Origin of the sequence: Agreia sp. Leaf283 (genome assembly GCF_001422485.1) — a bacterium.
Taxonomy (GTDB): Bacteria; Actinomycetota; Actinomycetes; order Actinomycetales; family Microbacteriaceae; genus Agreia.
Window position 1 is genome coordinate 891,035 of sequence record NZ_LMNF01000002.1, and the last position, 25,717, is coordinate 916,751.

Annotated in this window: 24 protein-coding genes; 6 read left to right on the top strand and 18 right to left on the bottom strand. The window is 67.8% G+C overall.

Annotated features, from left to right (window positions below; all coding sequences use genetic code 11):
* Window positions 1–8: 8 nt before the first annotated feature.
* From hisS to mfd, 3 genes are read right to left on the bottom strand one after another with little or no spacing between them, the layout of a single operon-like run.
* Window positions 9–1,292, bottom strand: coding sequence for a histidine--tRNA ligase (gene hisS / locus ASF51_RS12995; protein WP_082479852.1), 1,284 nt, complete (start codon window positions 1,290–1,292; stop codon window positions 9–11).
* Window positions 1,293–1,333: 41 nt separating this feature from the next.
* Window positions 1,334–1,984, bottom strand: coding sequence for a MazG family protein (locus ASF51_RS13000; RefSeq protein WP_055930273.1), 651 nt, complete (start codon window positions 1,982–1,984; stop codon window positions 1,334–1,336).
* Entirely contained in the window at window positions 1,981–5,592 is a 3,612-nt protein-coding gene (gene mfd / locus ASF51_RS13005) for a transcription-repair coupling factor (protein ID WP_055930276.1), read from the bottom strand. The genes ASF51_RS13000 and mfd overlap by 4 nt, the downstream gene beginning before the upstream one ends.
* Before the next feature lie 59 nt (window positions 5,593–5,651).
* On the opposite strand from mfd, the gene ASF51_RS13010 reads away from it, so the two are divergent.
* Window positions 5,652–6,227 carry a hypothetical protein gene (locus ASF51_RS13010; RefSeq protein WP_055930279.1) on the top strand — a complete coding sequence of 192 codons (576 nt, stop codon included), beginning with the start codon at window positions 5,652–5,654 and terminating at the stop codon, window positions 6,225–6,227.
* 19 nt (window positions 6,228–6,246) lie between these two features.
* On the opposite strand, the gene pth is transcribed toward ASF51_RS13010, so the two are convergent.
* From pth to ASF51_RS13030, 4 genes are all read right to left on the bottom strand, one after another.
* Window positions 6,247–6,831 carry an aminoacyl-tRNA hydrolase gene (pth, locus tag ASF51_RS13015; protein ID WP_082480010.1) on the bottom strand — a complete coding sequence of 195 codons (585 nt, stop codon included), beginning with the start codon at window positions 6,829–6,831 and terminating at the stop codon, window positions 6,247–6,249.
* Window positions 6,832–6,835: 4 nt separating this feature from the next.
* Window positions 6,836–7,456, bottom strand: a complete 621-nt coding sequence (locus ASF51_RS13020; RefSeq protein WP_055930890.1) for a 50S ribosomal protein L25/general stress protein Ctc — start codon at window positions 7,454–7,456, stop codon at window positions 6,836–6,838.
* Window positions 7,457–7,652: 196 nt separating this feature from the next.
* A complete protein-coding gene (locus tag ASF51_RS13025; protein WP_055930282.1) occupies window positions 7,653–8,597 on the bottom strand; it encodes a hypothetical protein in 945 nt (314 codons plus the stop codon).
* Window positions 8,598–8,609: 12 nt separating this feature from the next.
* Window positions 8,610–9,500 (bottom strand): EamA family transporter, encoded by an 891-nt coding sequence (locus tag ASF51_RS13030; protein ID WP_055930284.1) that lies wholly within the window; start codon window positions 9,498–9,500, stop codon window positions 8,610–8,612.
* A gap of 71 nt (window positions 9,501–9,571) precedes the next feature.
* Between ASF51_RS13030 and ASF51_RS13035 the strand changes: the two genes are divergently transcribed.
* Entirely contained in the window at window positions 9,572–10,474 is a 903-nt protein-coding gene (locus ASF51_RS13035; protein WP_055930287.1) for a LysR family transcriptional regulator, read from the top strand.
* 6 nt (window positions 10,475–10,480) lie between these two features.
* Here the strand turns inward: ASF51_RS13035 and ASF51_RS13040 are convergent, their stop codons facing one another.
* From ASF51_RS13040 to ASF51_RS13065, 6 genes are all read right to left on the bottom strand, one after another.
* Window positions 10,481–11,545, bottom strand: coding sequence for an L-idonate 5-dehydrogenase (locus tag ASF51_RS13040; protein WP_055930290.1), 1,065 nt, complete (start codon window positions 11,543–11,545; stop codon window positions 10,481–10,483).
* A 12-nt stretch (window positions 11,546–11,557) separates the two neighbouring features.
* Window positions 11,558–12,295 carry a fumarylacetoacetate hydrolase family protein gene (locus ASF51_RS13045; protein WP_055930293.1) on the bottom strand — a complete coding sequence of 246 codons (738 nt, stop codon included), beginning with the start codon at window positions 12,293–12,295 and terminating at the stop codon, window positions 11,558–11,560.
* Window positions 12,295–13,074: an SDR family oxidoreductase gene (locus ASF51_RS13050; RefSeq protein WP_055930296.1), complete on the bottom strand. Its 780-nt coding sequence runs from the start codon at window positions 13,072–13,074 to the stop codon at window positions 12,295–12,297. The genes ASF51_RS13045 and ASF51_RS13050 overlap by 1 nt, the downstream gene beginning before the upstream one ends.
* Window positions 13,061–14,479, bottom strand: coding sequence for an MFS transporter (locus tag ASF51_RS13055; protein WP_055930299.1), 1,419 nt, complete (start codon window positions 14,477–14,479; stop codon window positions 13,061–13,063). The genes ASF51_RS13050 and ASF51_RS13055 overlap by 14 nt, the downstream gene beginning before the upstream one ends.
* Before the next feature lie 121 nt (window positions 14,480–14,600).
* On the bottom strand, window positions 14,601–15,389 hold the full coding sequence (locus ASF51_RS13060) for an IclR family transcriptional regulator (protein ID WP_055930302.1): 789 nt from the start codon (window positions 15,387–15,389) through the stop codon (window positions 14,601–14,603).
* Window positions 15,390–15,416: 27 nt separating this feature from the next.
* Window positions 15,417–16,475 (bottom strand): D-2-hydroxyacid dehydrogenase, encoded by a 1,059-nt coding sequence (locus ASF51_RS13065; RefSeq protein ID WP_235497235.1) that lies wholly within the window; start codon window positions 16,473–16,475, stop codon window positions 15,417–15,419.
* Between the two features lie 87 nt (window positions 16,476–16,562).
* On the opposite strand from ASF51_RS13065, the gene ASF51_RS13070 reads away from it, so the two are divergent.
* The 3 genes from ASF51_RS13070 to ASF51_RS13080 all read left to right on the top strand — a co-directional run bounded on the left by ASF51_RS13070 (window position 16,563) and on the right by ASF51_RS13080 (window position 19,443).
* Window positions 16,563–17,480, top strand: coding sequence for an NAD(P)-dependent oxidoreductase (locus tag ASF51_RS13070; RefSeq protein ID WP_235497236.1), 918 nt, complete (start codon window positions 16,563–16,565; stop codon window positions 17,478–17,480).
* Window positions 17,481–17,581: 101 nt separating this feature from the next.
* Window positions 17,582–18,988: an NADP-dependent phosphogluconate dehydrogenase gene (gndA, locus tag ASF51_RS13075; protein ID WP_055930897.1), complete on the top strand. Its 1,407-nt coding sequence runs from the start codon at window positions 17,582–17,584 to the stop codon at window positions 18,986–18,988.
* 86 nt (window positions 18,989–19,074) lie between these two features.
* A complete protein-coding gene (locus tag ASF51_RS13080) occupies window positions 19,075–19,443 on the top strand; it encodes a hypothetical protein (protein ID WP_055930308.1) in 369 nt (122 codons plus the stop codon).
* Here ASF51_RS13080 and ASF51_RS13085 read toward each other — a convergent pair.
* The 3 genes from ASF51_RS13085 to glmU are packed head-to-tail and all read right to left on the bottom strand — an operon-like array spanning window position 19,436 to window position 22,151.
* Complete coding sequence (locus tag ASF51_RS13085) at window positions 19,436–19,690, bottom strand: mycoredoxin (protein ID WP_055930311.1); 255 nt, start codon at window positions 19,688–19,690, stop codon at window positions 19,436–19,438. The genes ASF51_RS13080 and ASF51_RS13085 overlap by 8 nt on opposite strands.
* Window positions 19,691–19,717: 27 nt before the next feature.
* Window positions 19,718–20,695, bottom strand: coding sequence for a ribose-phosphate diphosphokinase (locus ASF51_RS13090; RefSeq protein WP_055930314.1), 978 nt, complete (start codon window positions 20,693–20,695; stop codon window positions 19,718–19,720).
* Window position 20,696: 1 nt separating this feature from the next.
* A complete protein-coding gene (gene glmU, locus ASF51_RS13095; protein WP_055930317.1) occupies window positions 20,697–22,151 on the bottom strand; it encodes a bifunctional UDP-N-acetylglucosamine diphosphorylase/glucosamine-1-phosphate N-acetyltransferase GlmU in 1,455 nt (484 codons plus the stop codon).
* A 145-nt stretch (window positions 22,152–22,296) separates the two neighbouring features.
* On the opposite strand from glmU, the gene ASF51_RS13100 reads away from it, so the two are divergent.
* Window positions 22,297–23,088 (top strand): LysM domain-containing protein, encoded by a 792-nt coding sequence (locus tag ASF51_RS13100; RefSeq protein WP_162236960.1) that lies wholly within the window; start codon window positions 22,297–22,299, stop codon window positions 23,086–23,088.
* A 357-nt stretch (window positions 23,089–23,445) separates the two neighbouring features.
* Here ASF51_RS13100 and ASF51_RS13105 read toward each other — a convergent pair whose 3' ends face one another.
* Both ASF51_RS13105 and ASF51_RS19155 read right to left on the bottom strand, forming a co-directional pair.
* Window positions 23,446–24,744, bottom strand: a complete 1,299-nt coding sequence (locus ASF51_RS13105; RefSeq protein ID WP_055930323.1) for an HNH endonuclease signature motif containing protein — start codon at window positions 24,742–24,744, stop codon at window positions 23,446–23,448.
* 393 nt (window positions 24,745–25,137) lie between these two features.
* Complete coding sequence (locus ASF51_RS19155; RefSeq protein WP_055930332.1) at window positions 25,138–25,665, bottom strand: hypothetical protein; 528 nt, start codon at window positions 25,663–25,665, stop codon at window positions 25,138–25,140.
* Between the last annotated feature and the right edge of the window lie 52 nt (window positions 25,666–25,717).

Genomic DNA, 25,717 nt, shown 5'->3' on the forward strand with positions numbered 1-25,717 from the left:
GCTATGGTCTACTGCCCCAGAGCCCGGAATCTCAGGTCGTCGACGCCCTCATCGCCGCTCTGAACCGTGGCCACGCGCGTGAAGCCCGCCGCAGCGAGCCGTTCGAGCTGCAGCTTGGCGTTCTTGGCCTTGCGCTCGAGTCGCACCCGCGATCCGGATGCGATCAGCTCGGTCTTCAGGGACTGCAGCAGCACCGCAGGGGTCGAGGCGTCGTGCAGCAGGGCCACCGAGTCCGCCGCCTTCTGATCGGGAAGGTCGACGAGGTCGACGATGCGTTCGAACCCGATGGAGAAGCCGACGGCCGGGACATCCGTTCCCAGGAATCGACCGATCATGCCGTCGTAGCGCCCGCCGCCGCCCAGCGAGAACGAGAAGTCGGGGTGGGCGATCTCGAAGATGGTGCCTGTGTAGTAGCCCATGCCTCGCACGAGGAACGGGTCGAACCGGATTCGGTCGGCGTCGAGGGCGTCACCGATCGAGGCGAGCTCGGCGACGAGCGCGGCGTCGATGCCCTCTGGAAGAGCGTGGGCGATGGCGTCGTGGCCGAACGGGCGCATCATGCGATCCTGCGGGCGCAGGAAGAACGCCTCGAGCGCATCCGTGGCCTCGGCCAGCTCGGGAGCCTTGGCGCGCAGCTCGTCGACCACGCCGGAGGTGCCGACCTTGTCGATCTTGTCGATCACGATCAGAACCGCATCGTGGCTCTCAGTCGAAAAGCCGAAGAGCTCGAGCATGCCGATGAGCAGCCGGCGGTCGTTGATACGTACCGTGCAGCCCTGCAGGCCGAGCGCATCCAATGTCGAGAGCGTCGCGGAGATCAACTCGACCTCGGCGAGCGCTGAGGCGTCGCCGATGATGTCGATGTCGCACTGCATGAACTGCCGGTAGCGACCCTTCTGCGGCCGCTCCGCCCTCCACACGGGCGCGATCTGCACGCTGCGGAACACCCCGGGGAGCTCTGCCCTGTGCGTGGCGTAGAACCGTGCGAGGGGAACAGTGAGGTCGAAGCGCAGCCCGAGGTCGGCCAGGGTCTGCGGGTCATCGGCGTCGACCGCCGTCTCGAGGTCTGACTTCTCGATGCCGCGCTTCAGCACGCTGAACGACAGTTTCTCGTTGTCACCGCCGAGGCCCGAGTGCAGGCGCTGGATGTCCTCCATCACCGGCGTCTCGATCTCATCGAAGCCGTGCGCCGAGTAGCTGCGACGGATCACGGCGAGAGCGTGCTCCCTCGTGGCCTTCTCTCGAGGGAGGAAGTCGCGCATGCCACGGGGAGGGGTTACTGCAGAAGCCATTGTTCGATTCTATTGATCGTCGGCTCTAGTGATCGTCGGCTCTAGTGATCGTCGGCCTCGGACTCGCGGATCTCGCCCTGCAGCTCGCGAAGCGCCCCGCGCAGGGCACGCTCGGCGTCGAGGCCCTGGGCCTTGGCAGACGCCACGATCGTGAGAAGCAGGCCGCCGAGCTCGTCTTCGGACTGCAGGGGCATGGACGCCTCGGCGTCTTTGTCGAGCACGCCGATCTTCTGCGCACGCCCGATGACCTTGTCGGCCAGGGCGAGCGCGGGCATGCCCTGAGGGATGCCGTCGAGCACGCTCGTGCGCCCGGGCTTCTCGACCGCCTTCAGGTCGTCCCAGACGGCCACGACATCGTCGGCCGTGTGAGCCACCGCGTCGCCGAAGACATGCGGATGCCGACCGACCATCTTGGCCGTCATGCGCTCGGCGACGGTCTCGATGTCGAACTCCTCGCCGGGAGTGTGCGCGGCCAGATCGGCGTGGAACAGCACCTGGTAGAGAACGTCGCCGAGCTCTTCGATGATGTCGTCACGTGTTCCCGACTCCAGCGCCTCGACGAGCTCATAGCTCTCTTCGACGAGGTATTGCACGAGGGACTCGTGGGTCTGGTCCGCGTCCCAGGCGCAGCCGCCCGGGCCGCGCAGCCGCGCGACCGTGCGAACGAGCTCGTCGAGCTTCGGATAGCTCACGACTGCTTCTCTTTCTCTGCCACCACCGGCGCAGGAAAGAGCGCCGTGAGAACGCTCTTCGTCCAGTCGATGAGGGCGGCGTCCTCCAGAACCTTGCCGTCGACGACGGGAAGCGGAATGGAGACGGCTGCAGCCTGGGCGAAGTACTTCGCGTCGGGGTACATGCGGCGCATGCGCACCTGGATGGAGTCGGGAAGGTCGGCCGGGGCCAGACGCAGGTTCGACCCCATGGTGACGACCTCGCCGAGGCCGGACTTCTGGGCCTGGCGACGTAGACGCGACACCGCCACGAGATTCGCCACCTGCGCCGGCGGCTGGCCGTAGCGGTCGGTGAGCTCGTCGATGACGAGGTCGATCTGCTCGTCGTTCGATGTGGGCGAGCTGGCGGTCGAGAGCTTCTGGTAGGCCTCGAGGCGCAGCCGCTCGCTGTCGACGTAGTCGTCGGGAATGTGGGCGTCGACCGGAAGCTCGAGCCGCAGCTCGGTCTGGCCCTCGGCCACGTCTCCGCGGAAGGTCGACACGGCCTCGCCGATCATGCGCAGGTAGAGGTCGAAGCCGACGCCCGCGATGTGGCCGGACTGCTCGCCGCCGAGCAGGTTTCCGGCGCCGCGGATCTCGAGGTCTTTCAACGCCACCTGGATGCCCGAGCCGAGCTCGTTGTTGGCTGCCAGGGTGGTGAGCCGGTCGTTCGCGAGCTCGGTGAGCGGCTTGTGCTCGTCGTAGAGCAGATAGGCGTAGGCCCGCTCTCGGCCACGGCCCACTCGCCCTCGCAGCTGGTGCAACTGGCTGAGGCCGTATTTGTCGGCGCGGTCGACGATGAGCGTATTGGCGTTGGCGATGTCGAGGCCCGTCTCGATGATGGTCGTCGACACGAGCACGTCGAACTTGCGCTCCCAGAAGTCGACGATCACCTGTTCGAGCTGGTGCTCGCCGAGCTGGCCGTGTGCCACGCCGATGCGCGCCTCGGGAACGAGCTCGGCGAGCTGCGCGGCGACCTTGTTGATGCTCGAGACGCGGTTGTGCACGAAGAAGACCTGGCCCTCGCGAAGGAGCTCGCGCCGGATGGCCGCACCGACCTGCTTGTCGGAGTAGGGGCCGACGAAGGTGAGGATCGGGTGCCGGTCTTCGGGCGGGGTGGCGAGCGTCGACATCTCCCGGATGCCGGTGACCGCCATCTCGAGCGTGCGGGGAATGGGGGTGGCGCTCATCGAGAGGATGTCGACGTTGGTCTTGAGCTTCTTCAGCGCGTCTTTATGCTCGACGCCGAAGCGCTGCTCCTCGTCGATGATCATGAGACCGAGGTCTTTGAAGCCGATGTTCTCGGAGAGCAGCCGGTGCGTGGCGATGACCACGTCGACGGTGCCGTCCTTCATTCCGGCGATCGTCTCGTTCGACTCCTTCTCGGTCTGAAACCTGCTCAACGGGCGGAGGTGCACCGGGAATCCGGCGAAGCGCTCCTGGAAGGTCTCGAGGTGCTGCCGCACGAGCAGCGTGGTGGGAACGAGCACGGCCACCTGCTTGCCGTCTTGCACCGCCTTGAAGGCTGCACGAACGGCGACCTCGGTCTTGCCGAAGCCGACGTCGCCCGACAGCAGGCGATCCATGGGAATGGGCCGCTCCATGTCGGCCTTCACCTCGTCGATCACGGTGAGCTGGTCGGGCGTCTCGGCGAAGGGGAACGCCTCTTCGAGCTCGCGCTGCCAGGGCGTGTCCGGCCCGAAGGCGTGACCCTTCGATGCCATGCGCGCCGAGTAGAGCTTCACGAGTTCGACCGCGATGTCGCGCACGGCCTTGCGGGCCTTGCCCTTGGCCGCGGACCAGTCGCTGCCGCCCATCTTCGACAGACCCGGCGCCTCGCCGCCGACGTAGCGCGACAGCAGGTCGAGCTGGTCTGTGGGCACGTAGAGCTTGTCGCCGGGATAGCCGCGCTTCGAGGGCGCGTATTCGATCACGAGGTATTCGCGGGTGGTCTTGATGGGGTTGCGCCCGCCCGACTTGACCTCGCGCTGCGTCAACTCGATGAACTTGCCGATGCCGTGGGTGGTGTGAACGACATAGTCGCCCTGCTTGAGCTGCAGAGGATCGACCACGTTGCGCCGTCGCGAGGCCAGCTTCTTGACCTGGCGGGAGTCGTAGCCCACCGTACGCCCGTAGAACTCGGACTCCGCGATGAGGGCGAGCTTGATCTCGGGCAGCTGGAAACCGTGGTCGACCGTGGCCTTCAGCAGGTAGGCCATGCCCGACTCGGCGTCGTCGGGGAAGAGCTCGACGACGCGCGCCGCGATCTCGTTCTCGGCCAGAACGTCGGCGGCCCGCTCGACCAGGCCCGCGCCCTGGGCGACGACCGCCACTGTCCAGCCGTCGGCGACGAGGCCGCGCACGTGCTCGATCGCGCCGTCGACGTTGCCCTGGAAGCTCGGAACCGGATCGGCGTCGATGCGCACCGTGAGGTGCTCCTCGATGTCGCGATGCTCCGGCAGCACCTCGATGAGACCATCGGCCGCGCCCGGCGCCGACTGGAAGGTCGACAGGGTCCACCAGGCGCGATCGGGGCCGGCGGCGGACCGCAGCTCATTGAGCGTGATGAACTCGCCGCTGGTGAGGTCGATGGGCGCCTCGGCACCCGCGGTCGCGGCCGTCCATGCCGCGGCGAGGAACTCGCGATTCGTCTCGGCGAGACTGACGGCGCGGCTGGCGACCTTCTCGGGCGAGAGAACAGCGATGGCCGCGCCCTCGGGCAGGTAGTGGGCGACCGTGACCAGCCTGTCGAGCAGGGCGGGAGCCAGCGACTCCATTCCCTCGACCGGGATGCCCTCGGCTATCTTGGCGAGCAGACCGGCAATGCTCGGGAACTCGTGCTGCATCTCGCGGGCGCGCTGGCGCACCGCCTCGGAGAGCAGCAGCTCGCGGCTGGGCGGCAGGTCGACGCTCGGCACAGCCGTGTCGAGCGAACGCTGGTCGGCCACCGAGAAGGCGCGGATGGACTCGACTTCGTCGCCGAAGAAGTCGACGCGATAGGGGTGCTCGGCCACGGGAGGGAAAACGTCGAGGATTCCGCCGCGCACCGCGTACTCGCCTCGGCGCGTGACCATGTCGACGCGCGAGTAGGCCAGATTCACCAGGTCGAGCGAGAGTCGGGCGAGGTCGTACCCGCGGCCGCCCGTGACCAGGTGGATCGGCTCGAGGTCGGCCAGGTTGTCGGCGAGGGGCTGCAGCGCCGCGCGCACGGAGGCCACGACGACGATCGGCTTCTCGCCGTTCCACGTGGCGAGCCGGCGCAGCGCGTCGATGCGCTTGCCGACGATCTCGGCACTCGGGCTGAGGCGCTCGTGGGGCAGGGTCTCCCACGCCGGGAACTCGACGATCTCGGCGTCGGGGCTCATGGATGCGAGGGTGCCGCGAAGCATCTCTGACTCACGGCCGGTCGCGGTGACGACCAGCAGCGCCTGCGGAAGATCGTTCGCGCCGCGCTGGTCGAGGAGACCGGCGAGAAGCGGAGCCCGCAGGCCCTCGGTGAGCGAGAAGTCCACAGCGCGTGCCGCGTACGCGAGGGCGTTGTCGAACGTGGAGGCGCGCGAAAGCGCACGAGTCAAGCCCTGGAGGATCACCGTTCAAGCTTACGCGGGCCCACCGACACGCGCCCCCGTGCGCGGGTAGAGTTCAGTGGATGTCCCACATTCCCCCCATCGAGCCGTCGAAGCCGGTTCGCGACGAGCGGCCTCGGCCGCGTTTCGGCGAGTACGCCCCCGAGTCGCAGCAGCAGCAGTCGCCGGCGGCTCCCTCGCAAGAGAGTCCGTTCGCCGCGACGAGCCACACGCCGTCGGCCGCGGTGTTCCACAACGCACCTCCGGCGCTGCCGAAGACCCTGGGGGTCGTCGCCTTCATCGCAGCCCTCGTGGTGCTCGTGTTCGCCCTCGTGCTCTCGGTCGTCGCAGGTCTCGCCTTCGCTCCCCTCGCCGGGCAGATGATCACCGACGGCGGCACGATCGACCAGTCGGCGATCTCGGCCGACGATCCCGGTGTCGCCGCCTTCGGCGTGCTGAGCATGGCGTTCTTCGTCGGCGGGACGCTGCTGGGCCTGTGGGCGCTCGTGCAGGGCCTGATCGCCACGCTCAAGAAGCGCGGACGGGCGTTCGGAATCGTGGCCATCGCCTTGGCCGTGGCGACGCCCGTGATCTCGTTCGTCGTGTTCTACGGCGTGACCTTCGCCTCGGCTCCGGAGATCTTCAGCTCCGTCGGCTGACGTCAGGCGGGCGAGTGCGTCAAGCCGGTGAGTGAAACTGCTGCTGGGCGGCAGTGAGGCCGTCGTCGGCGATCTTCTCGACCGCGTCCGCGGCATCCACCAGGAGATTCGGCAGGGCCTGGCGCTCGGTGCCGGAGAAGTCGCGCAGCACGAAGTCCGCCGCATCCATACGACCGGGCGGGCGGCCCACCCCCACGCGAACGCGGATGAAATCGGGCGTGCCCGCGGCGCTGATGATGTCTCGGATGCCGTTGTGTCCGCCGGGGCCTCCCCCGGACTTCAGCCGAACGGTGTCGAAGGGGATGTCGAGTTCGTCGTGCACGACGATCAGGCGCGACGGCTCGAGGCTGTAGAAGTTGAGCAGCTGCGAGACCGGGCCGCCCGAGTTGTTCATGAATGAATTCGGCTTGGCCAGGATCAGCTTCGGACCGCCGGGGCGCAGAAAGCCCTCCGCCACGGTCGAGTTCGTCTTGTGCCTGCCGAACTTCGAGCCGATGCGCGAGGCGAGCTCGTCGAGCACCATCTGGCCCACATTGTGCCGGTTGCCAGCGTAGCCGGGCCCGGGATTCCCGAGCCCGGCTACGAGCCAGACGTTGTCAGACAGTGAACTACTCGGCAGTCTCGGGCGTGCCCGTGGCCTCGTCACCGGCGCTCAGCGAGTCGCCGAGGTCGGCCTCTTCCGGAACGGTGACGTTGATGACGAGAAGCTCGGGGTCGCTGACCAGCGTCGCGCCCTCGGGCAGCACGACGTCTTTCGCGAAGATCTGGGTGCCTTCGACGGCACCCTCGATGTCGACGGTGATGCGCTCGGGGATGCTGATGGCCAGCACCTCGACGAGCAGCGTGTTCTCGTCGAGCGACGCCAGCGTGCCGGCGAAGGACTCACCCTCGACGTGGATCGGGACCTCGACCTGGACCTTTTCGCCCTTGCGCAGCACGATGAGGTCGATGTGCTCGATGATCTGCAGCACGGGGTCCTTCTGAACGTCCTTGACCAGCGCGGCCTGCTCGGTGCCCTCGATGTCGAGGTCGAGAACGGCGTTCGCCTTGCGCAGGATGAGCGCGACCTGGTGGCCGGGCAGCGTGATGTGCACCGGCTCGGTTCCGTGGCCGTAGAGAACGGCGGGGATCTTGCCGATCGCGCGGATCTTGCGGGCGGCGCCCTTGCCGAACGAGGTGCGGACCTCGGCGGATACGCGGTTTTCGGTCTGGGTGTTCTTGTCAGCCATGAGAATGTGCTCCTTGGCGAGCCGTGAGGCCCGCATCGTTAGTGTCAATGATTCAACTCGACCGCGTGTAGCGAGAGGAAAGACAGGGGTGTTGCGTGCCTCATCCACCGCGTCGATAACGGATGCGCCCGGGCACGTGATCGCACGCCGAACGGCATCCCTCGCCGAAGTTCAGTAGTCAGTGTACACGGCCGGGTCAGCGCCGGATGCGTCGCGCCCTGGCGCCCGAGGCAGCCGATCCGAGGAACACGATGCCCAGCACGGCGATGAATCCCAGAGCGACGGCCGAGCTCAGTCCGCTCGCGCCGTCGGTGCCGAGCGGCCCGGACGCCGTGGTGAAGATCCAGACGACGGCGGTCGGCACGACGGCGAGGAGGCCGAGGAGCAGGGAGAGGACGCCGGCCACCGAGACGCCGACGGAGCTCCACCCGGAGGTGAGGGCGACCCCGGCCAGAACGACCGCACCGGCGAGCAGCAGGCCGAGCGTGTTCGGCACCGGGGTGGTCGACTCGGCAGCGGTGCCGAACGACCGGAGCAGGCCGGTCGACCCGAAGGAGACCAGGACGATGCCGAGAGGTGTCGCGACGAGGCCGACGACGAGGGAGACGACCGTCTTCGCCCCTCTCCGGCTCGCCCGATCGCTGCGGGCGGCGATCACGCGGCCGAGGGCTGCGCCGAGGAACACGATTCCGGTCGCGAGCAGGAGCCCGGACTGGCACCAGAACACGAGAAGGCTCAACGGGCTCACACCCATGGCGGGCAGGCTGACGGCGACCGAGGTCGACAGGGTCGGGATCGCCAGGAACGCGATGCCGAGTCCCGTTGCGACGAGTCCGGCGACGAGCGGCCCGAGTGAGGAGAAGAGCCCGGTCAACGAGACGATGAGCACCAGCACGAGTCCAGCGGAGAGCAGCAGGATCGCGGCCGGCACGAGCTCGGTGTTCAGCCGCTGGAGCGTTTCGGAGTAGGAGCGCGCCCCGCCGGCCATCACGAGCAGCAGCGCCGGAGCCGTGATGAGCAGCGCGACAAGGGCGCTGACGATCCGACCCGCGACCGACCCTCCCCCTGATCGGCCGTTCGAGCGCCCGCCGCGAGCGGGAGGATCCTGGAAGTCTGATGCGGAGAAGATGCGCTGGGACATGCAGCGATCCTGTCAGCCCGCGGCCGTCACCGCCACACGACGACGCCGGGTGCTCGCGAACAGCACGCCGCCCACCACGAAGATTCCCGCGATCAGTTCGACCTGGTCGATCACCTCGCCGAAGGCGAGCCACGAGGCGAGCACGCCCACGACCGGAACCAGCATCGAGAACGGGGCGACGACGCTCGACGGGTTTCGTTTGAGCAGGCCTCCCCAGATTCCGTAGCCCACGAGTGTCGCGATGAGCACGATATAGAGGAGTCCGAGAACAGCGGGGAGCGCGTCCATCGTGAAGCTCGTCGCGAGACTGTCGCCGATCCGCTCCGGGCCCTCGACCAGCAGGGCCAACCCGAGCATCGGTACCGGCGGCACCACCGACATCCAGAGCGTGAGCCGGAACGGATTCGGGGCCTCTGCCTTTCGCGTCGAGATGTTGCCGATCGCCCAGCCGAGCGCTCCGCACAGGGTGAGGATGACGGGCAGCAGGGCGGCCACCTGTGCTCGGTGCACGGCGATCGCGGCGAGCCCCAGCACGGCGACGGCGATGCCGACGGCCTGGCGCTGGGTTATCCGCTCGTGCAGCCAGATGCCGGCGATCAGCACAGTGAAGGGCGCGGATGCCTGCAGCACGAGCGAGGCGAGGCCGCTCGGCATCCCGGCGGCCATGCCGGCGTAGAGGAAGGCGAACTGCAGGAGGCCGATGCCGAGCCCGGCACCGAGAAGCCAGCGGAACCGGATCTGCGGGCGTGGGACGAACAGCACGGTCGGTACGGCGATCAGGGCGAACCGAAGGGCCACCATGAAGAACGGCGGAAAGTGATCGAGGGCGAGCGCGGTGGCCGGGAAGTTGAGCCCCCAGCACACGGCGACGAGCACGGCGAGGAGTCGATCACGAGGAGACATGTGCCCATCGTGTCCGAGATGTCACTGAAGGACAATTGCATCAGACGTCATCCACTTTGTAGCCTGCCTACATGGACCTCAATCAGCTTGCCCTCCTTCGGGAGTTGGCCGAGCGCGGAAGCGTGACCGAAGTCGCCTACGCCCTCGGCAAGACGCCGAGCGCTGTGTCGCAGCAGCTGCGCACGCTGCAGAGGCAGATGGGCACGGCACTCGTGGAACGCGTAGGACGCGGAGTGCGTCTCACCGACGCGGGGTACGCGCTGGCAGAGAGCTCCGTGCGCGTGGCGACAGCGATGGCTGAGGCGGAGGCGACCTGGAGTGCATTCCAGGGCGGAGCATCCGGCACCGTGCGCCTGGCGGTCTTCTACTCGGCGGCCGAACTCCTGGTGCCCGGCCTGCTCACGCGCATGCGCGCGCATCCCGGCATCACGCTGGAGATCTCGGACCGCGACGTCTCGCAGGACGATTTCGCCGCGCTCACAAGCGACTTCGACATCGTCGTGGCGCACCGCTCCGACGATGTGCTGCCGCCCGACCGCGAGCGCCTGACCGTCGTCCCCCTGCTGAGGGAGCCGCTCGACGTGGCTCTGCCGATCGGTCACCCCCTCGCCTCACACCAGAAGGTCTCCCCCGCCGATGTCATCCACGAGGACTGGATCGGCGTTCCGGTCGACTTTCCGCTCGACCGGGTGCTCCAGGCCATGTCCGCCCAGGTCGGCGCACCCGCACGGGTCGTGCATCGAACCACTCACCTGCCCCTCACAGAGAAGCTGGTCGCAGCAGGACACGGCGTCGCGCTGCTGCCCCGCAACACCTCCCTGGAACGGGCGCCGGGACGGTACGTGCTGCTTCCCCTCACGGATCTCCGGGCCGGCCGCCGCATCGAGGTCCTGATGAGCCCCGACCGCGCTGCCAGGCGGGCCGTGGGCCTCGTGCTCGACGAGCTCGTGGCGGAGGCGGCCATCAGCGGCTGAGTCGTGTCAGAACGTCAGCAGCACTTTTCCCGACACCGCAGAGTCCCGTGCGACCTCGAAGGCCCGCAGGGAGTCCTCGACCGCGAACTCGTGGGTGACGACCGGGCTCACCTGCAGCGAACCGTCCGCGAGCGCGGCGATCACGTCGTCGATCTCGTCGTTGAATCGGAACGACCCGACGAGCTCGAGTTCCCGTGTGATCGCGATCGAGATGAGTGCGGGCTGTTCACCGGATGGCAGCAGCCCGACCATCACGACGCGTCCGCCCCGGGTCACCCCGCGCACGGCGGAGGCGAGGCCGCGGTGGCTGCCGGACGACTCGAGGGCGATGTCGGCGTCGACCGCGGCGATCGCGTCGGCATCCGTCGCCAGGATCGTCTTGTGCGCTCCCACGGCGGATGCGACGGCCAATGGTCCGTCGAACATGTCGGTCGCGATGATCTCGGCAGCGCCGGCACGTTTCAGGACCGCGACGATGAGGGTTCCGATCGGGCCGCTTCCGATCACCAGTACCCGTTTGCCCCGAACGTCACCCGCCCGCGTCACCGCGTGCCAGGCCACACTGGCGGGCTCGACCAGGGCCGCGTCTCGCAGTGACAGGCCCTCGGGAAGCGCACGAAGCATCCGGCTGTCGAGCACGACGCGCGAGGCGAAGGCGCCGTCGGTATGCGGATCTCTCGCCGCGCTGCCCAGGTAGGTGCACCCCGGCGACAGATTGGGACGGTCTTCTGGATAGCGCGAGCCGTCGCCCGCACCCGGCGTGGCCGGGTGCACAGCGACGGGAGTGCCCGCCGCGGGACCGCTGCCGTCTGCGGCGGCGATGCGCACCGTGCCCACGACCTCGTGCCCCAGCAGCATGGGGCGCCTGAGGATCGACTCTCCGGCCGCGCCGTGCAGCCAGTAGTGCAGATCGGAGCCGCAGATGCCGCCGTAGGCGATGTCGACGACGGCCTGGTCTGCCCGGGGTGTCGGCACCTCCACGCTCTCGACCCGCAGATCGTCCTTGGCATGCGCCACGACGCCGACCGCGGTCGACTCCTCGGCCGCACGTGCTGCTGTGGTGGTGGTCATCGGGTGCTTCTCCTAGACGATCGTGCTGCTGAGGGTTCCGATCCCCCCGAGGCTGATGTCGACCCGGTCGCCGGGCACGACGGGAAGGAATGTCCGCGGCGCGCCCGTCATGATGACGTCGCCCGCCTCGAGGTCGAGCCAACCGGTCACGTAGACGAGGGTCTGCACCACGGTCGAACCGAGGTTGAACGAGCCCGACTCCGCGAGCACGACGCCGTTGATCGCCACCTCGGTGGGAACGGACTCGGGGTCGGCGATGTCCGTCTCGATCCACGGCCCGAGCGGGGTGTAGTTCGCCCCGCTCTTGCTCTGGAAGTTCTTCTCGTCGATCGGAACCTGGTCGACGTTGGTGACGTCGTTGGCGATCGTGTAGCCGAGGACCGCATCGAGGGCGTTCTCCGCGGTGAGCTTGGAGGCGTGACGACCGATCACCACGGCGAGCTCTCCCTCGATATTCACGGTACCGACGTCGCGCACGATCGCGACGCGGGCTTCCGGGCCGGTGACGCTGTGCGGCGACTTGTACCAGGCCTGGATCGGCAGCACGTGGTCGTTGTTGCCCTTGTTCTGCGCGATGCCGAGCAGAACGCGCGGGTCGGCCGGAGCGAGCAGTACGGCGTCGTCGAAGGCCGTCGAGGCGCCGGTGTACTGCAGTCGATCGGCGAAGGGATCGACGATGTGCTGCCAGCCGGTCGCATCGGCCACGGCGTAGCTCGGACCGGCGGATGTCTGGAGTCGCGCGATCCGCATCAGACGACCGCCGTCATTCCGCCGTCGACGTAGACGACCTGGCCGTTGACGAAGTCCGAGGCGCGTGAAGAGAGAAACACGAGGGTGCCCACGAGGTCTCGGGTGTCGCCCCATCGCCCCGCCGGGGTGCGCGTCTTCACCCACGCACTGAACGCTTCGTCGTCGACGAGCGCCTGCGTGAGCTCCGTCGCGAAGTAGCCGGGCGCCAGCGCGTTGACCTGGATGCCGCTGGGGCCGAGATCGGCGCACATGCCCTTGGTCAGCATTGCTATGCCACCCTTGGTCGCCGCGTAGGCGGCGATGCCGGGACGACCGAGCTGCGATTGCACCGAGCCGATGTTCACGATCTTCCCCGATCCGCGGAGCACCATGCCCCGCGCGACCCGCTGGCCCACGAAGAACGCGCTCGACAGGTTGGTGGCGACCAGGTCGTTCCAGTCGCCGAGGCCGAACTCCGTGAAGGGCGCCCGGCGCTGGATACCCGCGTTGTTGACGAGGATGTCGATATCGCCCATCTCCTGTTCGATGCGCGTGATGCCCGAGTCGACGGCGTCCGGATCGGTGACGTCGAACGTGGCGGTGCCGATCTCGGCGTCGGCGGCATCCAGCACCGATAGCCGAGCGGCGTCGAGCGTCTTCTGGTCGCGACCGTGCAGCACGACCCGCGCGCCCGCAGCCGCCAGGCCGCCAGCGAGCGTCAGGCCGATTCCGCGGCTCGATCCGGTGACGAGGGCGGTGCGCCCCGTGAGGTCGAAGAGGTCTGTCTCAGCGCGAGGCACGGGCAAGGTATTCCTTTCGCGAGACGATGGCGGTGGGGCGGGTGCGTACGTCCTCGTCCGTGTCGAGCGACGCATCCTGCAGCGAGGTCAGGTCGCGACCGCGGGTCTCCGGCACGATGAATGTGGTGGCGAACGTGATCGCGGCGAGCACGAACACGTAGGTCGCCAGGGGCCACCACGCGCCGCCGGAGATTCCGATGAACCACGCGCCGAGAACGGGAGCCAGTCCGCCGGCGAGGACAGCGCTCAGTTCGCGCGATGTGGCGACGCCGATGTACCGGTGCCGGTTGCCGAACAGTTCGGGCAGCAGCGCACACTGCGATCCGAGCATCGTGTTCACACCGAATCCGATGGCCACGGCGATCACCACGATCACGATGACGGGATTGCCCAGCGACAGCAGCCACCAGCCGGGGAAGGCGAGCACCAGAAGGAACAGCGCGCCGAACCGGTAGACGGGCAGTCGACCGAAACGGTCGGAGAGGTGACCGGCGAACGGCACCGAGACGATGCCGACGAGCGATCCCACAGCGACGGCCAGCGGGCCGATCCACGCGCCGACGCCGATGGTGCCGACGACGAAGCTCACAGCCAGCGTATTGAAGAGGTAGGAGCCGCCGTTCTCGGCCATGCGCAGTCCGATGCCGCGAAGCACGTTGGGGAAGGAACTGGTGAAGATCTCCTTGAGGGGGCTGTCCGCGACCTGGTCCTGCTTCTCGAGCTGCACGAACGTCGGGCTCTCTCGCAGGCGGAGCCGAATGAACAGCGCGACGCCGATCAGCACGATCGATGCCAGGAACGGGATGCGCCACACACCGGCGAGCAGCACCTCGGTGGGCAGCGTGCCGAGATACACGAAGACACCCGCTGCGAGCAGCGTGCCCGCCTGGATGCCGATGAACGGCAGGGCGGCGAAGAATCCGCGACGACGCACGGGCGCGTACTCGGCCATCAGCACGGTTGCTCCTGCCTGTTCGGCGCCTGCGCCGAATCCCTGCAGCAGGCGCATGAGCACGAGCAGTGCCGGGGCCCAGAGCCCGATCTGGTCGTAGGTCGGCAGCGCGCCCACGAGCGTGGATGCCCCGCCCATCAGCGCGATGGTGACCAGCAGCACCCACTTGCGGCCGAGCCTGTCTCCGATGGTTCCGAAGAAGATGCCTCCGAGCGGACGGGCGATGAAGCCGACTCCGAACGTGGCGAAGCTGGCCACGAGGCCGGCGGCCGGGTCGAGGTCTGTGAAGAAGACCTTCGAGAAGATGAGCGCCGAGGCCAGACCGTACAGCGCGAAGTCGTAGTACTCGAGAGCACTGCCGACACTGGAGGCGAGGGTGGCCCGCCGAAGATTCGCCGCGTAGTCCGGGTCGTCTGATGCCCTGGCGGGTGTGGATGGTTGGTTCGTCGTCACGGTCGTTCCCCTTGCCCGGGCTGCTCTGCCCGACGAGACCGACGCTAACACCATGCTGAACGGAGTTCAACATTCTGAACGAACTAAATTCGGGTCATTTTCCGATGCGCTGCCCTACGAGTCACACGACGAGGAGCGGCCTCGTCAACTCGTCTGCGGCGGCGCGCAGGGCGTCGAGAACCTCGGAGCGCAGCTGCTCGGTGTCCCCCGGGTGCACGAGCGAGGCACCGATACTGAATGAGGGCTCACCCACCCGGCTCGAGGGGATGAGCACGGCCAGTCCGAGCACGCTGAGGTGCACTTCGCCGTCGTCGACGGCATACCCCTGCGCTCGCGTCTCCTCGAGCTTCGCCTGGAGCGACGCCAAGTCGGCGGTGGAACGATTCGTCAGGGTCACGAGATGACTCGGCTCCCGGAAGAGCGCCTCGATGCGCGCAGGATCGAGTTCGGACAGCAACGCGGTGCCGACGGCGGTCGCCGAAGCCGGATACCGGTCTCCGACGCTCGCCGACAGAGGAAAACGTTCGCGCCCCTCGTAGACGGCGAGGTACAGCACCCTCACCCCGTCGAGCATCGCAATCTGCACGAGCTGCGTGCGCAGCACCTCGGATTCCTCGCAGATGCGATAGAACTCGCGAATCTGGTCGAACCCGGCGAGATAGGCGCTGCCCAACTCGACCGCGCGACGACCGAGCAGAAAACCCCCCTCGGTGCGGCGCACCAGGCCGCCTTCCTCGAGAGAGGCGCACAGGTTCGAGGTCGACGACTTGGCGATGCCGAGTTCCCGCGCGATATCGCTGAGTGCCCGCGCACGCCCCGGCGTCTCGGCCAGCAGATCGAGGATCTTGACCGCCTTCACGACAGCGGGGGCGAGTGCACCCTTGTCGGCGTCGATGTCTGGAACCGCCATCGTCTCCCTCTCGGCCCGAGCCGTCGGTTAGTAGAACTCGACCGTATCAACCCGGTTGATGAGTTCCTCACCGTCGAGGTAGCGTCGCGCGTTCTCGGCGAAGAGCTCGGCGATCAGCCTGTCCTCCTCCGAATTGAGGGCCGCCGTATGCGGACTGACGAGCACATGCGGCGAATCCCAGAGCGGGCTCTGGGCGGAGAGAGGCTCGGACGCGAATACATCGAGAGCGGCGAAGCCGATGCGGCCGTCGTCGAGGGCGGCGACAAGCGCCTCCTCGTCGATGACCGTTCCTCGACCTACGTTGACCAGCGTCGTTCCCGGCACCACGTTCGCCAGAACCCGCGCGTCGATCATCTTCTCCGTGGCCGCCGTGCCCGGCAGCGTCACGACGATCCCGTCGACCCGTGACACGACATCCGCGAGGTCGTCGGTGCTCACGAGCTCGTCGACACCCTCCACCGGCGTGCTGTGCCTGCTCGTTCCGACCACGGTCGCGCCGAGCGCCTTCAGTTTTCGGGCGGTCTCGCGACCGATGCTTCCCAGCCCCACGACGAGGATGGTCTGCTGGCCGAGGTGCTTCATGTTCCACCGGCCGGTCCAGCGGTGCTCGCGCTGCTGCTGCTGCAGGCGCGGGAGTGTCTTCGCCCCGGCGAGCAGTCCGAACAGGGCGAACTCGGCGAGGGGTCCGACGTGCACCCCGGCAGATGAGGTGACGGCCACGCGCTCGAGCTGTTCCTCCGTCAGACCCGCCTTCTTCACCTGGGCGCCCACACCGGCGGGCATCCCCTGCACCCAGCGCAGACCGGGGTTCGAATCGGCCGCTCGCTTGAGCGCGGTGGCCGACTCGTCAGGCAGGCCGTAGAGCACCTCGGCACTGTCGATCAGCTCCTCGAACCGTGCCTGCTGGTCGGGAGTGCGCTCGAACGCGGGGTCTCCTGAATGGTCTCCGGCGAAGCGCATCGGAGGCAGTAGGGCCTGGTCGCGGATGAAGTCGATGCGCGGTTCTCGCGAAACGACCATCTCGATGAGCTCTTCGCTGATCGGGGTCGCCGCCACCACGCGGAGTCGCTGGTCTTCTCGGGTCACGTCGTCGTCCTTAGAAATCCGTAAACTGGTCGAGATCAGTCTACCCGGCTATTCACTCCAGTGAACAGTGTTCTATATGCTGGTCGCATGTCAATGGCGCATGAGGCTTCCTCCCCCGCACACCCATCTATCGGCATGATCGGGCTCGGCAACATGGGAACGCCCATGGCCCTGAACCTCATCGCGGCCTTCCCCGACCGGGTCTCCGTGACCGGCCGGTCGAAGGATCGGGCCGCCGATGTTCTCGCCGCCGGCGCGACCTGGGCCGAGACTCCCGCCCAGCTGGCCGAGGCCAGCGACGTCGTCATCCTCATGGTCCCCGATCTCCCCCAGGTCGACGAGCTTCTCCTCGGCGACAACGGCGTCGCCGTGGCCGACACCGAGTGCGTGGTGGTCGTCTGCTCCTCGGTCTCGCCCACGGGCATCCGCTCGACCGACGAACGACTGCGCGAGCGGACCGACGGTCGGATGCGCGTCGTCGACGCTCCCGTCTCTGGCGGAACGGAGGGCGCATCTGCGGCAACACTGTCGATCATGGTCGGCGGCGCCGACGGCGATGTCGCCATCGCCCTGCCGGTTCTCGCAGCCTGCGGAACGCCTGTGCACCTCGGCCCGCTCGGCTCCGGCGACATCGCCAAGGCATGCAACCAGCTGATCGTGGCCGCGACGATGGCCGCCGTCAGCGAGGCCAGCGTCATCGCCGAACGATCGGGCCTCGACCTCGACACTCTCCTGACACTCCTGCAGGGCGGCTACGCGGGCAGTCGCGTGCTCGAGACCAAGAAAGACAGGCTCGTCGCACGCGACTACTCGCCTTCGGGCGTCGCCCGCTTCATGGTCAAAGACCTGTCATTCGCCCACGCCGCGGCCGTCGAGACGGCCACGACGACGCCGATTCTGGATGCGCTCCGCTCCCAGTTCGACGGCCTCGTCGCAGCGGGTCTCGGCGACGACGACCTCGCCGTCATTCACCGGTATATCGAAGACCTCGACCAACCCCGTTAGCTACGCTGTAGAACACAGACCAACACCTAGGAGACCAGACAGTGTCAGACACTTCAAGTTCGACGGCCACCGCCAACATCGGCGTGGTCGGCCTCGCCGTGATGGGGTCCAACCTCGCCCGCAACCTCGCCAGCCGCGAGGGCAACACGGTCGCCGTGTACAACCGCTCCCCCGAGCGCACCGACCTGCTCACCTCGGAGCACCCCGAGGCCGAATTCGTCGCGTCGAAGACGATCGAGGAATTCGTGGCCTCACTGCAGAAGCCGCGCACCGCGATCATCATGGTGCAGGCAGGCAAGGGCACCGACGCCGTCATCAGCCAGCTCTCCGACCTCTTCGAAGAGGGCGACATCATCGTCGACGGCGGAAACGCGCTCTTCACCGACACCATCCGTCGCGAGAAGGCCGTTCGCGAGCGCGGCATCAACTTCGTCGGCGCAGGCATCTCCGGCGGCGAGGAGGGCGCGCTCAACGGACCGAGCATCATGCCCGGCGGGTCCGCCGAGGCCTATGAGACGCTCGGCCCGATCCTCGCGTCGATCGCGGCCGTCGCCGAGGGCGAGCCCTGCGTGACCCACGTCGGCACCGACGGTGCGGGGCATTTCGTCAAGATGATCCACAACGGCATCGAGTACGCCGACATGCAGCTCATCGCCGAGGCCTACGACCTGATCCGCCGCGGAACGGGCTACACCCCCGCCCAGATCGCCGACGTCTTCGCCGAGTGGAACAAGGGCGAGCTCGAGAGCTACCTCATCGAGATCACCGCCGAGGTGCTGCGCCAGGTCGACGCCGAGACGGGCCGCCCGCTCGTCGACGTGATCCTCGACCAGGCCGGCTCGAAGGGAACCGGAGTCTGGACCGTGCAGACCGCGCTCGACCTCGGCATCCCCGTTTCGGGCATCGCCGAAGCCGTCTTCGCCCGCGCCCTGTCGTCCAAGCCCGCCCAGCGCGCCGCATCCAGCGACCTGCCCGGCCCGAGCGAGACGGTCGCCGTCGACGACCCGGCCGGCTTCATCGAAGACGTGCGCAAGGCGCTCTACGCGTCGAAGATCATCGCCTACTCGCAGGGCTTCGACGCCATCGTCGCCGGTGCCGAGCACTACGGCTGGGACATCAAGAAGGGCGAGATCGCGAAGATCTGGCGCGGCGGCTGCATCATCCGCGCCCGCTTCCTCAACCGCATCACCGAGGCGTACGCCGAGAACCCGGGCCTGGTCGCCCTGGTCACCGCGCCGTACTTCACCGAGGCGATCGCCGGCACGCAGGATGCCTGGCGCCGGGTCGTCGTGAGCGCCGTGCAGGCCGGAATCCCGACCCCCGCGTTCTCGTCGTCGCTCGCCTACTACGACGGGCTTCGTGCAGACCGTCTTCCGGCGTCGATCGTTCAGGGCCAGCGCGACTTCTTCGGGGCGCACACCTACAAGCGCATCGACAAGGAGGGCACGTTCCACACCCTCTGGTCGGGCGACCGCACCGAGATCGAGTCCGAGGGCTCCTCGCACTAGCACCTGTCGTTCCCTGAGCCTGTCGAAGGGCCCCCTTCGACAGGCTCAGGGAACGAAGCCGCTCGGAGTGCAAGACTGGAGGCGATATGTCCTCGTACTCAGACGAACCGGAACTCGAGGGGTACGTGCCGCATGGCGATCGGCCCCTCAGAAGCGAGCGCATGCGCCGGGCGATGCGCATCGTCGTCATCGTCGGTCTGGTCTGTCTCGTGCTCCCCGGCATTCTCACGACCGCGAGTTTCAGCCACGCCACAGCGGAGCGGGCGTGCGCCATCATCGCCCCGTACCAGGACCCCACGACCCAGGGGTCGTCTGCCCACTTCGAGCTGTTCGGCGACGGCGGCCTGGGCTGGCAGTGCTACACGGTGGGAGCCTACGGCGGCGACCGCAATGTCGCGCCGCTCGGGCTCTTCCCCGCCATTCCCACCCGGCCGGAGCCGGGCCAGGTCAGCTGAGGCGGGTCGCGACCTCTCGGGCCGACGGGTTCGTGGCGCTGGAGCCGTCGGGGAAGATCACCGTCGGAACCGTCTGGTTGCCGCCGTTGAACGATGCCACCAGTTCGGCGGTGCCGTCGACCTCTTCGATGTTGACCTCGGTGTAGCCGATGCCCTGCTTGTCGAGCTGGCTCTTCAGGCGTGCACAGTAACCGCACCACGACGTGGAGAACATGGTGATGGTGCCGGCCGCGGGTGTGTAATCCATGCGTGAAAGCCTACGCTCGAATCGAGCTCAGGCGTCCCCGTCGAACATGCTCGTGACGGAGCCGTCTTCGAAGACCTCGTGGATGGCTCGCGCGATCAGCGGAGCGATCGGAAGGATCGTCAGCTTGTCGAAACGCTTGTCGAGAGACAGGGGAAGCGTGTCGGTGACGACGACCGAGTCGATGAAGTCCGACTGCAGGATCTCGGTGGCCGGGTCGGAGAACACCGCGTGGGTGGCCGCGACGACGACACTGAGCGCGCCGGCCTTCTTCAAGGCCTCCGATGCCGCGACGATCGTGCGTCCGGTGTCGATGAGGTCGTCGACCAGCAGGCAGACACGCCCGCTGACATCGCCGACGATCTCGTGAACCGAGACCTGGTTGGGCACGAGTGGATCGCGGCGCTTGTGGATGATGGCCAGAGGCGCGCCGAGCTTGTCGCTCCAGATGTCGGCGACGCGCACGCGCCCCATGTCGGGCGAGACCACGGTGAGGGTCGACGGGTCGAGCTCGGTGCGCATGTGCGCCATCAGAACGGGCATCGCGAAGAGGTGGTCGACGGGGCCGTCGAAGAATCCCTGGATCTGGGCGGCGTGCAGGTCGACCGACATGATGCGGTCGGCGCCGGCGGCCTTGAACAGGTCGGCTACGAGTCGGGCCGAGATGGGCTCACGCCCGCGACCCTTCTTGTCTTGCCGCGCATAGGGGTAGAAGGGGGCGACGACGGTGATGCGCTTGGCGGATGCGCGCTTCAGGGCGTCGACCATGATGAGCTGCTCCATGAGCCACTCGTTGATGGGCGCACTGTGCGATTGGATGACGAAGACGTCGGCGCCTCGCACGCTCTCGTCGTAGCGCACGTAGAGCTCGCCGTTGGCGAAGGTGCGGGCGTCGGTCGGAAGCAGGTCGGTGCCGAGTGCGGCCGCGACATCGATCGCCAGCTGCGGGTGGGCGCGTCCGGATGCGACCAGAAGGCGCTTCTCCCCGGTGGAGGTGATGTCCGACAAATTAGTCTCCACTCTGTTCTGACGCACTCTGTTCAGATGCATCGCCGTCTGCCGCGATCGCCGCAGCTGTTCCCGGTCGGTTCGTGGCGACCCAGCCCTCGAGGTTCCGCTGCGGAGCGACGTTGATTGCCAGCGCTCCGGCCGGCACGTCTTTTCGGACGACCGTTCCCGCACCTGTGTACGCTCCGTCGCCAATTCTAACGGGGGCGACGAACACGTTGTGCGACCCGGTGCGCACGTGCGATCCGACGATCGTCTTGTTCTTGTTCACCCCGTCGTAGTTCGCGGTGATCGTGCCCGCGCCCACGTTCGACGCGACACCGACCGTGGTGTCGCCGATATACGAGAGGTGCGGAACCTTGCTGCCCGCCCCGATGGTCGAGTTCTTCGTCTCGACGAATGTGCCGATCTTGCCTCCGGCCTCGAGGATCGTGTTCGGGCGCAGGTAGGCGAAGGGGCCGACGCTGGCACCGGCACCGATGACCGACAGGGTCGCATCCGTTCGTTTCACCTCGGCGCCCTCACCGATCTCGCAGTCGAGCAGGGTGGTATCGGGGCCGACGATCGCCCCGGTCGCGATAACGGTCGCGCCCCGGATCTGCGTTCCGGGAAGAATCTCGACATCGTTGGCGATGGTCGCCTTGAGGTCGATCCAGGTGGTGGCCGGGTCGTGCACGGTCACGCCCGCCAGCTGCCAGCCGCGCACGATGAGCGCGTTGAGCTTGGCGGCGGCCACGCTCAACTGCGCACGATCGTTGATGCCCTCGACCAGCCAGGGTTCCGAGACAGGGACGGCGGCGACCTCCGAGCCGGCCGCACGAAGCAGGCCGACGACGTCGGTGAGGTACTTCTCGCCCTGCGAGTTCTGGGTGTCGAGCGAGGCGAGCGTGTCGCGCAGCTCGGACAGCCCGAAGAGGTAGACGCCCGCATTGATCTCGGCGATGGCGAGTTCGGACTCGGATGCGTCGCGGTGCTCGACGATGCTCTGCAGTCGACCGTCGTCGTCGCGAACGATGCGACCGTAGCCCGTGGCGTCGTCGAGGAAGGCCGACAACAGCGTCGCCGACGACGAACCGGCACGGTGCGACTCGATGAGCGCCGTGAGCGTCGCCGCGTCGAGCAGGGGCACATCGCCGTTGACGACGAGGACCTCGCCGGTGAAGTCGGCAGGAAGGGCGGCGACGGCCTGTTCGACCGCTCGACCCGTTCCGGGAACCTCGTCCTGGTCGACGATCATTCCGCCGGGCAGCTGCTCGTCGATCACCTCGGCCAGCTGATCGCGCTCGTGACGAACGACGGCGACCGTGTATGCGGCATCCATTTCACGGGCGGTGGCGAGCACATGGCTCACGATCGGGATGCCCGCGAGGGTGTGCAGCAGCTTGGGCTTGGCGGACTTCATGCGCGTGCCCTGGCCTGCAGCCAGGATCACGATGGCCAGGTGGGAATCGGTCAATGCTCTGCTCCGTTTTCTGGCTGCGGCGCGACGTCCATCGTCGTCCGCGGTGCGGTGTGCGTCGCCTCAACGATACCGGCAGCGGGCTCGCCGATGCTGCACGTGGGCGGTGCGCGCGAGGGTCGGGGCGAGGCATACTTGCGCTATGACACGAGGAGTCGGCCCTCTGGCCATGGCGCTCGGCATTCTGCTTCTGGCCGGATGCTCGGCCGACGGCGCACCGGCCCCGAGCGAGACGGGTACGACCCAGGATGGCGCGGCCGCCGAGGACTCGCGCCCCGTGATCGCCCCCGGCACCACGGCCGCCACCGGTGCATTCGTCGACACGGCAGCCGTGACCGGGTCTGTGTCGATCCGGGTGAACGACGCCGGCATCTTCGAGCTCGTCGTGACCGATCTGGTGGTGCCGGATTCCTCTGCCGTGCAGTTCACACTCACGGCCGACGCCCTCTCCGCCGACGAGCAATGTCTCGACTCCGACTGGCGTTTCGGCCTCGGCCAGGCGGAGCAGGGTCACGATCCGTCGGTTCCCCTGGTGTTTCCCATCGGCGGCAGCGACGGAATCGGCCAGGGCGATCTCTCGTTCATCCGCGAGGTCGTCGTCACGCGCGCAGCTTCTGGGGCCGCCCCAGACAAGGCCTGCCCCATCCCCCTGCTCTCGCACGCTCCCCTCGTGTGGAGCACACCCGATCTGCGCCCCGGCCTCGAGGTCGTCGACTCCGGACCGGCCACGGGCGCCATGGGCACCGTGACGCTCGCCGGCGCAGAGCCGGCTACGTACACCGTCGCTCAGGGTGACACGCTCGCCGCCGTGGCGGATCGCTTCGGCGTCGCCCTCGACGACCTCTTCTATCTGAACCCGCGACGCTCGCCGAACCCCGAGGACTCGCACGCCTTCACCGGCGAGGTTCTCAACCTGTCTCGCACGAACCGCTGACGCCGGCCGGCGTCAACCCGGTGTTCAAGGGTGTTTCGGGGCGCGCGAAAGCGCCGAACGTGCCCGCTCGGGCGTTCGGATCGGATTGGTCTGCGGGGTGATCTCGATACGCGATGCTCGTTCCTCGCGCCGCTACTCGATCGGCGCAGGGGTGAGTGTCGGTCGCGGCTACTCCTCGGGTAGCACTGTGCGGAATCCGGGCGCGCTGCATTGTCGACGCTCGGCGGAGGCGCTCTCGTCGACCCTGCGTCCGACGAGTGGGACGCCCTTCGACAGGCTCAGGGAACGGCGCGGTTCTCGTCTCCCCTGCGTTGGTCGAGTAGGCCGCCCGCGGCCGTATCGAGACCCCGGGATTGGTTAGAAGGGGCAGTCGGCGAGGTCCTCCTCCGGGGTCGTCATGTTCTGTGTGGCGGCCTTGATGAGTGCCTGTGGTGCGGGCCTCATCTTGCCTTCTGGGTGGACTGTATAGATGTGTCCTGCGGGTGAGGTGGCGGTGAGGGTGTCGTCTCCGTTCTGGATGAACTGCCACCTCGTGTGGTGCTTCACCCGATGATGTCCGGCGCTCAGGGGTGCGAGGTTCTCCGGGATGGTGCCGCCGCCGTAGGCGTGGTCCTCCGTGTGATCCATGTCGGCTTGCTCGGATGGGACCGTGCATCCCGGGAACACGCATTCCGGGTGGACGAGTCGGGCGTGGTCGATCATCGCTGCGGTGGGCCGGTAGTCCCGCGGGTCGGTGGTGAGGATGCGTCCCGTGATGGGGTCTGTCAGGATGCGCCGCCACGATGTCGCATCCGCGGTCAGTTGGGCGGCGGTGGCGGGGTCGATGGGTCCGTAGCCGCGGAGGATCGCCGCCTCGTCACCCACGCCGAGGAGTGTCATCGCGGGAACCATGACATGCACCCTGCCGCGGATACCCCGGGTGGCTCCGGGGATGGAGGTTTCCCCGTTGAGGAGCAGGTCGGTGAGGACATCGACCTTCAGGTGCCCCATGCTGCGCGGATCACCTGCAGTCTTGAGTCCCGCAGCCAGGCGTACGGCGCGGTCTGCGATGGCGTGGATCTCCGGTGCCGGGGCGAGGAGGGTGAGTTGGGCCATGCCGTCCGCGGCCGGATCCACATAGATACGTCGCGTGCCCGCTGCCTTCTCTGCCCGTTCGACGGCAGTGGTGGGTTGGGCGAGTTCGACTTCGTGGCGGGCTTTCTTCTCGAGCTGCTTAGGGTTCACCTCCGCCGCGAGCACCGCCAGGCGGGCGTCGTAGGTATCCAGTGCGTCGCCCTCGAGGCCATCGGCGTGCTTCGCGATGACCTCGGCGTGCTCCCACGACAGTCGCCCAGAAGAAAGCGCGGCCAGGGTCGCCGGGAGGCGGTCGACGAGGGCTGTACTGGTATCAACCAGCGTGGCGGTGCGGTACTCGGTGCGGCGGGTCAGGAGCGCGAGCTCAGTGACGAGTTCGATGCGTTCGACCCGGGCGGTAGACCAGACCGGACCGGCGGTGGACGTGTCAACGGGTGCTTGCCGGTGGAGCTGGCGGGCGGCTTTGGTGACGCGTCTGGCCCTGACCGCGGATAGGCGGGCTATCTGCGTGTCGAGGGCGGCGACCTCATCGAGCGCGACCACGTACGGGTCGGCCGAGAGGGGCGGGGGTGGGGGTGTCATGGGACAAGTCAAACAGTGACCGCCGACATCGGGTCGGAACCTGCATTCGATACTTGATCAGGGTAAACGGGTGTGGATAAGTGTCGTGAGGGGTGGACTGTGGAGGAGAAGTCGTCGGGTTGGTGGGGCGCCCTTCGACAAGCTCAGGGAACGAGGTCTCTTCCGAACGCGGGTGCCCTTCGACAGGCTCAGGGAGCGGGTCTCGATACGGCCGTGGGCGGCCTACTCGACCGGCGCAAGGGGCGGAGCGGGGTCGGGACCGGCGTGCCCTTCGACAGGCTCAGGGAACGGGTCTCGATACGGCCGCAGGCGGCCTACTCGACCGGCGCGGAATGGGGTACGGTGCTCGTTCCTCGCGGCCCCTGCTGGACCAGCCAACCAGGGCAGGGCTGGTCAGCAGCCTCCGCCGATCTGCTCGGAATCGACGGGCCAGCGGATGTCGAGGACGTCGCCCGGCTGCACCTCGAGATAGTCCGAGCAGCGGAAGTTCACGCGGACCACATCGTCGACCTGCAGGTTGAAGCGCGAAGCGATCGCCAGCACCTGGTCTTGACTGGCGACCGTGTAGCTGTATTCGTAGTCGTTCAGCGCGACCGCCGGCCCCATGGCGAACTGCTGCGGACCCGAGTCGCTGACCCACGGCGTCGTCGCCGTGTTCCCTCCGTCGGTCTGCCCACCCATGGCGTTGGGTGAGACGGGAGGCGCAGGCGGTTCGGGAGCAGGAGCCGGCTCGGGCTCGGCAGCCGCAGTCGGTGTGGGTGTCGGGGTCGGCGTAGGCGTCGGAGTGATGGTGACCGCAGGCGCGCTCTGGGTGACCGTGACCGTCGGCGCGGGCTCGGGCGCCGGAACGCAGGCGCTGAGGCCGACGAGCAGAACCGTGGCGATGACGACGAGAGGCGCTCTGCGCTGGGCACGATTCATACGATCATTGTGCCCGATGACCCGCGAACCACCGCGATCGTTTTGGAACGCG